The organism is Mesorhizobium newzealandense, from assembly GCF_042682145.1.
GTDB lineage: Bacteria > Pseudomonadota > Alphaproteobacteria > Rhizobiales > Rhizobiaceae > Mesorhizobium > Mesorhizobium newzealandense.
The window spans coordinates 130,245-142,106 of record NZ_JBHUGZ010000013.1 but is presented as its reverse complement, the minus strand read 5'-3'; the positions used below and the strand labels follow the sequence as shown (position 1 = coordinate 142,106).

12 protein-coding genes are annotated in these 11,862 nt (G+C 62.0%); 6 read left to right on the top strand and 6 right to left on the bottom strand.

Translation table 11 applies throughout. The features are described 5' to 3' along the window. Positions 1–72 precede the first annotated feature (72 nt). Together ACFSOZ_RS20310 and ACFSOZ_RS20305 are read right to left on the bottom strand one after the other, a co-directional pair. Entirely contained in the window at positions 73–1,704 is a 1,632-nt protein-coding gene (locus tag ACFSOZ_RS20310) for a DUF2778 domain-containing protein (RefSeq protein WP_379100816.1), read from the bottom strand. 470 nt (positions 1,705–2,174) lie between these two features. Then, on the bottom strand, positions 2,175–3,431 hold the full coding sequence (locus ACFSOZ_RS20305) for a hypothetical protein (protein WP_379100813.1): 1,257 nt from the start codon (positions 3,429–3,431) through the stop codon (positions 2,175–2,177). Positions 3,432–3,587: 156 nt separating this feature from the next. Here ACFSOZ_RS20305 and ACFSOZ_RS20300 point away from each other — a divergent pair, with 156 nt between their 5' ends. Continuing rightward, on the top strand, positions 3,588–4,646 hold the full coding sequence (locus tag ACFSOZ_RS20300; protein ID WP_379101004.1) for a CapA family protein: 1,059 nt from the start codon (positions 3,588–3,590) through the stop codon (positions 4,644–4,646). Between the two features lie 65 nt (positions 4,647–4,711). After that, the gene (locus tag ACFSOZ_RS20295; protein ID WP_379100810.1) at positions 4,712–5,680 is read left to right on the top strand and encodes a hypothetical protein; all 969 of its coding nucleotides are present in this window, start codon (positions 4,712–4,714) and stop codon (positions 5,678–5,680) included. Between the two features lie 6 nt (positions 5,681–5,686). On the opposite strand, the gene ACFSOZ_RS20290 is transcribed toward ACFSOZ_RS20295, so the two are convergent. Beyond that, entirely contained in the window at positions 5,687–6,181 is a 495-nt protein-coding gene (locus ACFSOZ_RS20290; protein ID WP_379100808.1) for a YegJ family protein, read from the bottom strand. A 440-nt stretch (positions 6,182–6,621) separates the two neighbouring features. Here ACFSOZ_RS20290 and ACFSOZ_RS20285 point away from each other — a divergent pair, with 440 nt between their 5' ends. The 3 genes from ACFSOZ_RS20285 to ACFSOZ_RS20275 all read left to right on the top strand — a co-directional run bounded on the left by ACFSOZ_RS20285 (position 6,622) and on the right by ACFSOZ_RS20275 (position 9,429). Continuing rightward, entirely contained in the window at positions 6,622–6,864 is a 243-nt protein-coding gene (locus tag ACFSOZ_RS20285) for a DUF1344 domain-containing protein (protein WP_379100806.1), read from the top strand. A 300-nt stretch (positions 6,865–7,164) separates the two neighbouring features. Then, positions 7,165–8,787, top strand: a complete 1,623-nt coding sequence (locus ACFSOZ_RS20280; RefSeq protein ID WP_379100804.1) for an FAD-binding protein — start codon at positions 7,165–7,167, stop codon at positions 8,785–8,787. 18 nt (positions 8,788–8,805) lie between these two features. Next, positions 8,806–9,429 (top strand): hypothetical protein, encoded by a 624-nt coding sequence (locus ACFSOZ_RS20275; RefSeq protein ID WP_379100802.1) that lies wholly within the window; start codon positions 8,806–8,808, stop codon positions 9,427–9,429. Positions 9,430–9,475: 46 nt separating this feature from the next. Here the strand turns inward: ACFSOZ_RS20275 and ACFSOZ_RS20270 are convergent, their stop codons facing one another. Beyond that, the gene (locus tag ACFSOZ_RS20270) at positions 9,476–10,045 is read right to left on the bottom strand and encodes a P-loop nucleotide/nucleoside kinase family protein (RefSeq protein WP_379101001.1); all 570 of its coding nucleotides are present in this window, start codon (positions 10,043–10,045) and stop codon (positions 9,476–9,478) included. A 144-nt stretch (positions 10,046–10,189) separates the two neighbouring features. Between ACFSOZ_RS20270 and pyrE the strand changes: the two genes are divergently transcribed. After that, entirely contained in the window at positions 10,190–10,708 is a 519-nt protein-coding gene (gene pyrE, locus ACFSOZ_RS20265; protein ID WP_379100800.1) for an orotate phosphoribosyltransferase, read from the top strand. Positions 10,709–10,765: 57 nt separating this feature from the next. On the opposite strand, the gene ACFSOZ_RS20260 is transcribed toward pyrE, so the two are convergent. Beyond that, positions 10,766–11,014, bottom strand: coding sequence for a hypothetical protein (locus tag ACFSOZ_RS20260; RefSeq protein WP_379100799.1), 249 nt, complete (start codon positions 11,012–11,014; stop codon positions 10,766–10,768). A gap of 224 nt (positions 11,015–11,238) precedes the next feature. Next, on the bottom strand, positions 11,239–11,760 hold the full coding sequence (locus ACFSOZ_RS20255; RefSeq protein ID WP_379100796.1) for a hypothetical protein: 522 nt from the start codon (positions 11,758–11,760) through the stop codon (positions 11,239–11,241). Between the last annotated feature and the right edge of the window lie 102 nt (positions 11,761–11,862).

Genomic DNA, 11,862 nt, shown 5'->3' with positions numbered 1-11,862 from the left:
ATCGGACGACGCGGCTCCTGACAGTAGGCTGTCAGGAGCCGGCGACAGGATGTGACCGAATGCCTTTTGGTATTACGCGCCCCTGGCGGCGGATGCGACCCGGGTCGGCGAAGACGACAGGCGCGGCACCACAACGAGGCGTTTGATTTTGCCCTTCTTGAATGCGGCGAGGAAGCGCGCATAGTCCTTGAAGGCGACGCAACCGCTCGACTGGGCGTAGCGGCCTCGAAGCAGGTAGGTATGGGCCAGCAGGCCGTCGCGATTGTATTTGTTGCGGCCATCGACCGGTGTTAGGCGCAAGGCCTCCACGCCATGAAAGCGCGACTCGCGCAGCGACAGATTGTAGGTGTTGGGCGGTGTCGGTCCGCGGTTCTTCTGGTCGGCATAGCGCGGCTGGTCCGCCATGGCGCCGATACCCGAATGCGCCTCGAGCCTCGAGCCGTCAGGCATGTAGACGGTGCCGGCGCTGATGTCGTAGACGGCGACGCCACTGCTGGCTCCGCTGCTGGAGCCGCCCGGCGCGTTGAACAGGTTCTTGAATGCCTTGCCGAGGCCGCCCGAAGGTGTGTCCGGCTTGGCATAGGCCAGCACGTCGCCGCCATCGGCCGGCCGACCTTGCCGCGCCGGCTTGGACGGCTGGGCTTGCTGAACCGTCTCACGAGCCGGTTTCTGCTGCTGGGCGGGCTTCGACTGCTGCACGACGACGGGCTTCGACGGCTGCACGACCTTGGGCTGCTGCGGTGCGTCGAACTGCGGGCGTCGGGTCGGCAACGGCACCTCGTCGGTCAACGCATCCGACAGCGAGGCGGCATCGCCGGGCTGTTCCTGCTGGGTTTCGACAGGCGAAACCGCGATATCGGCCGACGATTCCTCAATCGGCAGTGGTGAGGCGAATGCCTCGCCGTCGACCGGCAGCGATTGGACGAGGGCAAGCGCCAACTGCGCGTTGTCTGGCGTCTCCACATCCGGCTGGGCAAAGCGCATCGGCTGCGGCGCCGTCTGCACGACGACGGAGCCGGTATCCATCCGGGCGAAGCGTTCCGCCGCCGGAGCCGGCATGTCATCCGACAGGCTGGCCATGACCTTGACGGATGGCACCAGGGATGCCTCGGCAATTTGCGGCGCGACAGTGGAAATGACGGGGCGCGCGGGTGGGTTGGCCGCGACGACAGGTTTTCCCACGCTAGCGAAGGCAGCGGCAAGCCTGGTCGGCGACAGCGACGCCTCCATGCGTTCGAAACGCTCCTGCGATTTCGATTTTACGGCCATCGGGGCTGGCTTTGCCTGCGCCACGAGGCGAGCGGATTTCTCCGCCTGCGGGCTGACCCCCGCCAGCTTGAAGCAGTGGGCGCCGCATTGCACGGCATGGTCATGCAGCGCCTCTTTGGCGCCATGGGCATTGGCGAGCGCGAACGGCGCCGAAGATGTCAGGAAACGCTGTTTCAGCGGATCGGCCAAGGCGAGCGATCTCGGCATCGAAAGCGTCTGTGGCAAGCCACCTGATGTCGCCGACAGCGAGGCGCCGACGGAACTGAGGCCAGCCATGGTGCCGACCAGCCACAGGCCAATGGCCGCGCTGACGCCGGGCACCGCGACCCAGCGGACGATCCGTTCAGGGGTGAAGGAAGAGGAACGTGGCGCGTCGCAGGCGGTCTCGCCGTCCCAACGCACATCCCCGACAATTTTTTTACTCAAGAACGCCATGCACCAATCTTGCTCCAATCGGCTCCCACGTCCGCGGCTGTGATAGCCGCGACGACCATTCTGTGAGTGATCCCAGGTGGTCCCCGACGCGTTTGCCGCGCCTGTCGTTAGTTGCCGATTGCTTCAAAATATGGACAAAGTTGGTTAACCAATCCCTCTCAAAACCTAACGAGAAGACGTGGACTTTGTGCCCTAGAAGGCTTGTCCACGACCATGAACGCGGTATTGGAGCCCCTCCAATGCTGTTTTGCTGCCTGTTTTTGCCGTCCGAGTCAAGCAAAACAGCTCTTGCTAATTTATCCAAAAGGCCGTTCAGCGAGTCCTGCGACAACAGCGCGCGCCATTGAGCATTGCCGAATAGGCCGTCGTGACCGGCAAAACTGTTGCCCTCCTGCCACAATTTCTCCGTCCGCACGGTCGCCTCTCGACGGCCATTGGGGTGCACTTCCCTCAGTCTGGGATGGCCAACTTCAGTTGAACCACAGCGCGAAGGTCAGGAACCCTGCGCCGCCGAACTGGCGCTGGATTTGGTCGAAATCGTCGCTGGTCAGGATCTTGCCGCTTTCGAGATAGGGCGCGATGGCCGGGCCGGTGATCGACAGCACCAGGTCGAAGGGTTTTGGCTCGTCGAAGAAGCGCTTCATGTTGATGCCCTTGCCGGTGATGCGGAAATGCGGCAGCAGCAAGCGGCCTTCCAGGAGATCCTCGGCCATGGTCAAGGTGGCGAGCCAGGCCTCGACCTGCTCCTCGCCGACTTCGAGGCCGGTAAGCGGGTTCTCGCCCTTCTGCTGTGGTCCGGGCAGCCATTCGCGATCATTGTCGGTCTCGGCGCGGATCGCTTTCCAGTCTTCGCGCGACAGCCGGATCATTTCGAGCAGGTGGCGCCGCGCCGCCTGCCGGCGTTCCGGTTCGATCACCGGCCAGTTGACGAGATGCACCAGCGAGATGAAATCGGCGATGCGCCATTCCGAGGAGAAGATGCTGCTGCCCATGTCGCCGCTGGGCGGCACGAGAATATCCTGCAACGGCAGTTTGGCGCGCGGGAACAGCATGTGGAACGAGCCGTCGAAGGTGCTCCTGAAATCATGCGCCAGCCAGAAATCGGCCTGCGCCATCAGGAACTCGGCATAGCCTTGCAGCCAGTAGCCGTCGGCGCGATCGAAGCGGAAGGTCAGAGAAGGAGCCGCGTCGTCCGGCGCGCCGCCGCCGCGCGACAGCGAGGCCATGATGGCGGCCATGCTCTCATCCGGCGTGATCGCGCCGTCCTCGTTGAGGTCGATACCGACACGGGTGAGGTCGATGGCCATGCCGATATCGGCATCGGCCGGCACCGAGCCCAGCGTTGCAGCGGATTTCTCCAGCCGGTCGCGGAAGCCGACCAGAATGGCGCGGAACTGCTCGTAGGTCAGCGGCTCGGGGTTGGGGTTGTCCGGCACCGGAAGCCGCATCAAGGGCAGCATGAAGGATTGCGGGCTCTCGAAACCATGACGGTGCAGGCCACTGGCCAGCAGCTCCAGCGCGGTGAAGAACTCGCCGGCGCCGGCCGCATAGGCAGATGCCGGATCTTTTGGCGCGGCGGCCTCCAGTGTCGACAGGGCAGTGTCGCGCGCGGCCACGGTCTTGGCCTCGAACAGAGCGGCTGCCGCTTCTGGCATTGCGGCGCGCGCGGAAGACAAAGGCACAAGCAGAATGACGGCGGATGCCAGCAGGCTTGCTGTTCGTGTCATCTTTTCCTCCCATGCGTTGGTCGCGCCATGCGACCATACACATATTTGCAGCGCCGCGCCTGTCGGCGCAGATCGCCATCGTTGCACGATTGTCGACGGATGCGCTTCAACCCTTGAGATGGACAGTCTACACAGGGCAAACGATTGGGCATGGGCGTGTCGAACTATCCGCTTTCCTACAAACTGTCGTGGCTGCCCCGTTTCTTGAAGCCGTCGCTCGGCGGCGACGTCCACGGCTTTGCGCCAGCCGCGGCAACCATGCTCGATCCACCGCCGAAGCAGGCGGTGCGGCTCGCCTTCATCGGCGACATCTCGGCGGTGGCCAACCGCAGTGCGCCGGACTGCGACCCGGCGATCAAGGCGCTGCTCGGCGCTGCCGACCTGGTAATCGGCAATTGCGAAAGCCCGATCGTGGACAGGCCGAGTTCCGTGCTGGGGACAAAGCTCGGCACGCACCATGCCATGAGCGAGCGCTTTCTAAGCCAGGCGCTGGCGGCCGCCGGCATCGCACGCGAAAAACTCGTGCTGTCGCTGGCCAACAATCACGTGCTCGACCAGGGCGTCGCCGGTTTCGACGACACGGTGGCGGCGCTGAAGCGGCTCGGCATCCGCACCATCGGTGAGGTCGCCGGCGGTCCGGTGGAGGCGGTCACCGTCGGGCCCCTGACATTGGGTTTCGCTGCCTTCACGCTTTGGCGCAACGCCGATGAAAACCTGTTCGCCGGCCGCGTGTCGATGGAGTGCGATGCAGCGCACTGGCTGCGCCATGCTGTCGATCTTCTCTGTGCGGTACCGCACTGGGACTGGGAGTTCCGGCATTTTCCACGCGCCGAAACGCAGGAGCTGGCCAGGCGGCTGGCCGGGCAGGGCGTCGGGCTGATCGCCGGCCATCACACCCATGTCGTGCAGCCGGTGGAGCGGGTCGACCGGACGATCGTCGCCTATGGGCTCGGCGATTTCCTCGGCACCGCCCTTGCCCGCCAGCCATGGCCGGGCCGTATCGGCGGCATCTTCGTCGTCGATGTCAGTGCCGATGCCGTTACGCGCGGCGCCGTGGCGTCCTACCGGCTGCATCCCTTTGTGCGGCTGCGCGCCGGCGATCATGAGCGACTGGTTCTGGTGGAAGGGTTGAAGGGGCGAGTGCGCAGCAAGGTGGAGGGTCGGCTGCGGGCTATCTTTCCTTCTCCTCCAAGCCAAAACGGCGTCGACGCTTAACCGTCTGGCGGCACCCGCAAAACCGACTATCATGCGCTGGCAGAGGCAGGCTTGCGGGGGTGGCGATGGAAACAGCGGATTTCATGCCGAGCGAGGCGGTCACGGCCGGCATCCGGAAAGACATCGAGACCTATGAGGCGGCGAGGGCTTCGGCGGTTCGGCAGGTGCGCTGGCGGGTGCCGCTGTTCGTCGGCCTGGTGCTGGTGTTCGTGGTGCTGGTCGCCTGGCTGTTCAACAAGGTCGCCGATCCCAACGAGCAATGGTTCTCGACGCCGCATGTGTTTCTCTATGTCATTGGCTTCGCGGCTTCGATCCTGCTCTACTTCCAGGCGATGAAGCCGGCGAGGCGGCTGCAGCAATCGTTCCGCGAGACACTGCTGCCGATCATCTTCGGCTTCATCGCGGATATGCGTTACCAGCATGGAGGGCGGCCGAACTCTTTCGACCGGCTGCCGCGGGAGGCCGTCGGGACCTTCAACCGGCAGTCGTTCGACGATGTCGTTTCGGGTCGCTACGAGGAGTTTCCGTTCGAGCTTTACGAAGCAGAATTGCGGGAAGGGTCGGGCAAGGGTTCGTCGACGGCCTTCAAGGGTGTCATCGTCGCTTTCGAGGCGATCGAGCCATTCCCGGGAATATTGGTGGCGACCCGGCGGACCAATGCGGTCGTCGGCTTCTTCCGCGGCATGTTCGCCAGCAAGATGCAGGACCTGTCGTCCGGTGTGCCCGAGCTCGACGCCGCTTATGAATTCCGCACCGACAACATCGAAGCGGCACGGCCGCTGGTGAGCGGCCGCCTGGCGCAGGCACTGAAATGGCTGGGCGAGACCTGGCCGGACGATCCGGCCCGCGTCGCGCTCAACGGCAGCGACGGTTTCCTGCTGTTGCCGCAGACGAAGAATTTCTTCGAGCTGCCGGCTATCTTGGTGCCGCTCGACTACACCAGGCATGTCGCACCGATGATCGCGGACATGGGCGCCATGCTGGCGACGGCAGCACTGGTGCGCAAGATCGGCGCGAAGGACGAGATCGGTTAATCGCTGTCAGCAGTCGAAGCCGTATTTGTCGCGCATGTAATCTGCTTCTTCTTTCGACATTTTCTTGAACATCACACAGACAGTGAAGCTGCCGACCTGACGCCCGTCGCGCGTGTATCCCCAGTCGGAAATATCGTCCCTGGCGAATTCTATATTCTGGCCGAGTACGACGTTTCGCACTTCCTCAGGCTGGTTCGCCAATATGCCGACAAAACCGGTCTCGGTGCGACGAAACGGTATGACCCAGAAGTGTTCGGTGACGTTTCCGTCCCGCACCTTGACCTTCAATTTGAACCTGTCCGTGCCGGAGGGAGGAGCCTCGGACAAAGCCAGGAATTCATCAAGGCTGGCGAGCGCCTTCGCGGTCGCTGCCGCCATCTCGGGATCGCCGGGAGTAAAGATCACCGTCTTGTCGTCGTCCGGATCCGTGGCTTGTGCGCCGGCCAATCCCGGAGCAAACGCCAGCATCAGGCCTATCATGGTCCGGACTGCAAACTTCATCGAAGGCCCCCTTCATCGCAACGGTTGACACCATCCGGCATCCATTCCTGGTTTGCAACCGGAGCGCGAGTTTCATTCGCTTTGGGGGGCGGTTTCAACTGATCCATGAAACAATATTTGTGCCGATGACCGGTCAGCAGTCTGTTCCGTGATGCCGCCCGAGGTGGATTGCGGCGGCTGCATGGTGGTCGAAAGCCGCCCGCCGCAATCGGCTAAATGACTCTTTCCGTGGAAAGAAGTGAGTTTGGGGGAGACTGAAGCGATTGGAAGTCGCGTCCACCATCAGCAATGTGTCGGAATTAAGCCTATGATATTGTTTGCAAAAATTCACTCAACGTGATTTGCGCGGGCCGAGCTTTCCAGTCCAGTTTCGGGTCGTTCGGTGCTGTCGTTTCCCAAGACGGCAGACCGGAAAACCGAAACAGCACGGAGTGCCAACGATGAAGAAGACCCTCGCAACCACCGTCGCTATGCTCGCCTTCCTCGGGACGGCCTATGCCGCGACCGTTCAGGGCACCATCCAGTCCGTCGACCCGACGACCAAGTCGATCACCCTCGACGACGGCAAGATCTACCAGCTGTCGCCGGACGCGGCGGTCGGGAAGCTGAAGGTCGGCGCCAAGGTGGCGGTGACTGTCGATGACAAGACCGGCATGGTGACGTCGATCAAGAAGGCTTCGTAGACGCGAGTGCGTCAGCAGACCTGCTGACCGAATTTTTGAGACCCTGTTCCACACTACCTGGCCGGTTCCTTCGGGGACCGGCCACTTTCATGGTCTTCGGCACTCAACGCCGGGCGACCAGAGCGGTTCACCGTTTCACGGAAACGCCGAACCGCTCTATCTCTTTGTTTTGACGCAATTCCGGACGGAAAACCGATTCACACTTTTCCTGGAATTGCTCTAGGCGGAACGCTGTCCCGACAGCGCCGCTATGGTTTTTGCCAAAGAGCCGCGCTATCCCTTGGCCAGCGGGGGATATTCATGGCCGAGGAACAAAAAGGGTTTCGCCTGTCGCGGCGATTGCTGCTGGGTGCGGCTGTCGTCGGCGGCGCGGTGCTGTGGGGCGGCACCACGGTGGCGCGGCTGGCGCGCGGGCCTTCGGGACCGAAGAACGCAGGCCGCATCGCCGATATCGACGGCATCGCGCTGCCGCTGAAGCCAATTGCCAGCCCGCCGGCCTTCGATGCTTCGCTGCCGTGGTCGGCCAAGGGTGGCGACATCAACGATGCCAGCGGCCTGTCGATGACGCCGGTCTACGGCGTGGTCGAGGTCACCGAGGAGGACCACATCGCAAAGGCGGTCGCCTTCGCGCGCGCCAACGGCTTGAAAGTGTCGCTGGCCGCCATCCGCCACTCGATGGGCGGCCATGCCTTCGACGACAACGCGCTGGTGCTCGACCTCAGAAAGTTCAACAAGGTGACGGTCGACGCCGCAGCCAAGACCATGACCCTGCAGCCGGGCGCGCGCTGGCATGACATCCAGAACCTTTTGCATCCGCGCTTCGCGGTGAAGGCGATGCAGTCGACCGACATCTTCTCGGTCGGCGGCTCGCTGTCGGTCAACGCGCACGGCATGGACCACCAGGCCGGTTCGGTTGCCGGCTCGATCCGCTCGATGCGGGTGATGCTGGCCGACGGGTCGGTGACGACCTGCTCACCGAGCGAGAACGCCGACCTGTTCCGCCACGTCGTCGGCGGCTATGGCCTGTTCGGCGTGGTGCTCGAGGCAACGCTCGATATCGTCGACAACGTGGTCTACCGCACCTCACGCGAAATCATCAAATCGGACGATTTCCCGAAATTCTTCGCCGATGTGTTGGAGCCGAACAAGGAGATCGGCCTGTTCTACGGCCACCTGTCGACGGCGCCGGGCAATTTCCTCGAAGACATGATCGTCTACCGCTACGACAAGGTGGCCGACCGGCCGCCGGCCGATCAGCCTGAGATCGGTGAGCCGGGTTCGGTCGGGTTGAAGCGGGTGATCATCAATCTGGCGAAATGGGGCAGCCTGTTCCAGGAGCTGAAATGGTTCACCGAAAAGACGCTGGAGCCGAAATTCGAAAGCTGCACGGTGGTGCGCAGCTCAGCCATGGCCGAGGGCGAGGCCTGTCTGGTCACCCGCAACAACCCGATGCACGATTCGGTGCCCTATCTGTTCAACGATCAGACGGATGAGACCGACATCCTGCACGAGTATTTCATCCCGCGCGCCGCCTATATCGAGTTCATCACGGAGGCCCGCGAGATCCTGCGCAACCAGCCGTTGCCGGTGCTCAATGCCTCGGTGCGCATCGTCCACAAGGAGGATGTCGCGCTGACCTACGCGCCGGAGCCGGCCTATTCGCTTGTGCTCTACATCAACCAGTCGACCGATGCCGACGGCAATGCGAAAATGCGGACGCTGACCCGGGCGCTGATCGACGTGACGATCAAGCATGGCGGGCGGTTCTTCCTGCCTTACCAACTGCACTACACCGCCAGGGAATTGCTGGCCTCATATCCCGAACTGCCGGCCTTCCTCGCCTCGAAACGGCAATATGACCCGACGGAACTGTTTTCCTCGACCTTCTACCGTGCCATCAAGGCGCTGAGCGGGGTGGCGTAGACGTCAGGAGAACAACCAATGCGGATGGTATCGGCGGCGGCACTCACCCTCATCGCGCTGTGCGCTGGACCGGTTCACGCCGAGGATCTCAAGGCTTTCAAGCTGACCATCGACGGCGTGACGGTCGACATCGATCCCGGCGAAAGCACAAATGTGACGCTGCCCGGCGGCAAACAGAGCAGGGTGACGCTGGAGCGCAACGACTTCGCCACCTTTTCCGGCGACAGTTTTTCCTTCGTCCATCCGAGCGACATTTCAGTGACCAAGACCGATCTCGGCGAGAACATCACGCAGTATCTGATGGCCTCGGCGCTGGGCGCGATCGTCGTCGTGCAGGAATACGGCAAGATGAATCCGGTCTCGCTCAACCAGCTGATGCTGCAGGAGATGACCAAGGAATCGGTGCAGGCTGGTGCGACGCTGACGCAGGAGCCGACGACGCGCAAGCTTGCCGACGGCAAGGAACTGACCGGCATTCTCGCCAAGGTGAAGACACGCACCGACACCGCCGATTTCGAGATCGTCGGCTTCGGCCTTGCCGATCAGGGGCTGCTGTTCATCACCCGTGTTGCCGGCGAGAACGCGGCGACCGAAAAGCCGTTGATCGACAAGTTCTGGCAGAGCCTTAAGGTCAAGCTATAGGGTGTCTCAGTTTGGATACTAGCTGTGGGCAAATTGCTGCCTTCTATCAGCCTAGACGGTCAATTAGGCGGGCGTAGATCGTCCGCGCGGTTTCCTCGGCGCTGACCGCCGTCACATCGAATGTAAGGCTGTTTGGGTGCTTTGGGTCAAGCACGACGGCTGTCCTGCTGCGTCGGCGCGCGGCCTCTGGATCAATCGATTTGAGGCGGTCACGTCGGCTGGGTAACGCGACCCGACGGATCAACTCCGCTTCGGTGCAAAGCAGGCGCACAGGCACGAAAAGAGCGCTGCGGCGTTCTGCTGCATCTTTCATTTGTTCATAGGATGCGAGGCTCCTCGTGTTCTCCTGAATGCCAGCATGGGTGAAGATAAAATTGGCGCTGGGATCGCAGAGGGTGGCAATGGTGTCCAAGACAGCCTGACGTATCTTCGCAGTATGCTCCCAAACGGAGTCGGGCAATGGCCTCCGGCCGTCATCGTCAAGCAGCCCCAATATAGGATTGTTGATCCAATGACTGTCGATGACCCGGGCAGGAAGCAGCGAGCCGAGCTCTTGGGCGACGGTCAGCTTGCCGACTCCAGGGAATCCAAGAAGCAGAACGAATACATTCTGGATCACTCGCAATCCCTCGCCTCAAATCCAATCTTGCTAGATGCCACAATCGATCTGGGAAGTTTGAAGCTTTGAATCAATGTCGCCGTTAGGGTCAAGAGCGGGCATTATGCCAATTCAAGAAAGTTAGCCTGTGGAGAGACAATCGTGAGCAGCAGAGACTCGTTGGGGACCGATATCAATGCAATCGCGCGCCTTCATGGGACCTTTAGGCTGCGCTCTGGTCAGACGTCGACTGAATACTTCGATAAGTATTGGTTTGAATCCGATCCTATGCTTCTTCGCCGCGTGGCGCAGCGCATGCTGCAACTCGTGCCGGGCGGCACCGAGGTTCTCGCCGGGCTCGAATTGGGCGGTGTCCCGATTGCCACGGCGATGTCGCTGGAAAGCGGCTTGCCAGCGGTGTTCGTACGAAAGGCGGCCAAGGAATATGGTACCTGTAAAGCTGTCGAGGGTGTGCAGATCGAGGGCCGAAAGGTCGTGCTCGTAGAAGATGTTATAACCACCGGGGGTGCGGTTGCCGATGCGACCAGACTCGTGCGCTCCGCCGGCGCCGAAGTTGCCGCTGTCGTCTGTGCGATCTGGCGAGGCGAAGGCAAGCCCTCCATCTCCGGGCTGCCAGACTTGGCGGTTCTCCCGGCACTGACTGCAACCGACCTAATCTAACTCAAATTGCAAGGTTGCCTAAGCATGGGCTACACGACCTTCGCGCTCTACGACGGGTCATTGTCCCGTCGTGAATGAATCAAGCGCGATGTGCATCTGTTCCATAGACTGCGGCCCGCAGGCGGCTTGCCGGCCAATGGTTATGGAGGCGCCAGGCGTTATCACTGGCTCGCTGATGTCGCGACGACCATGAATGAGAACAGCAGGAATATGCCCGATTGCGAAGACGAGGGAGAGTATTTCTTTTCCGTTCTGCAGAAATCCGTCGTTCGACCAGTCGTGCGTGACAAGGGTTGCAAAAGCCAACCCCCCGTTCTTCGTCAAAGCGCTGGTCGATCGGCACCCAATTCGGATCAAGCGAGACTTGCGTCGAACGGATCAATCGGAGGGTAGGTCATCAAAGTGGTTCGATACACTAGCGGGAGTGGTCTTCAGCTGGCGGCTAGGCCCGCAAAAAGGTCGGCTTTTTCGCCTCCCTCGCCGTCGCGAAAGGGTCGTGAGCCGAAATTCAAACTAAGACGTTAGCGGCACTAGAGCCCCTTCGGCACCAGGCCTGCTAACCAGTTCGCCGAGCGTTTCGCCATGTCGGCGGTCGCTGAGGCGGCGCGGCCAAGATCAGTCTTGACCACGGCGTAGCCGTTCTTCGTCCGATAGAGCACGCCGGTTCCGCCATCGACCACTTCTTCATAGGCGACGGGCCGTGCGGCGGCCGCTTCCATGGCCGTCGTCGGCGAGCCGACGGGAACGCTCGGCCGGTGGCTCAATTCCGGCGGCAGCGGGCTTTCGGGTTCAACCGACCGGCTGGCGGGCTTCAGTTCCGGTCGGGACGCGGTCGCGGCCAGCTGCGAAGAGGACGACGAGCCCTTCGCGCGGCAGATGCCGGAGATGAGCGGATAGTTGAAATTGCGCTCGTGCAGCATCTGGCTCTTCATCGCCGCTTCGCACTCGGCGACGGTAGACCACTTGGCCGGCGTCTCGCCTATATATTCGCAAAGCTTGGCGTCGCAGTCACAGCCGACAATGGTCATGGCGACAAGGGCGGTCTTGATCACGGTCTTGTCCCTTCGAGATGCCCCCCGGCAGCCCATTTCGATGCATGTCGTTGCCCCAACCGGTATCCGCTTTTGGGTGACATGCAACCATCAATCGCGCGC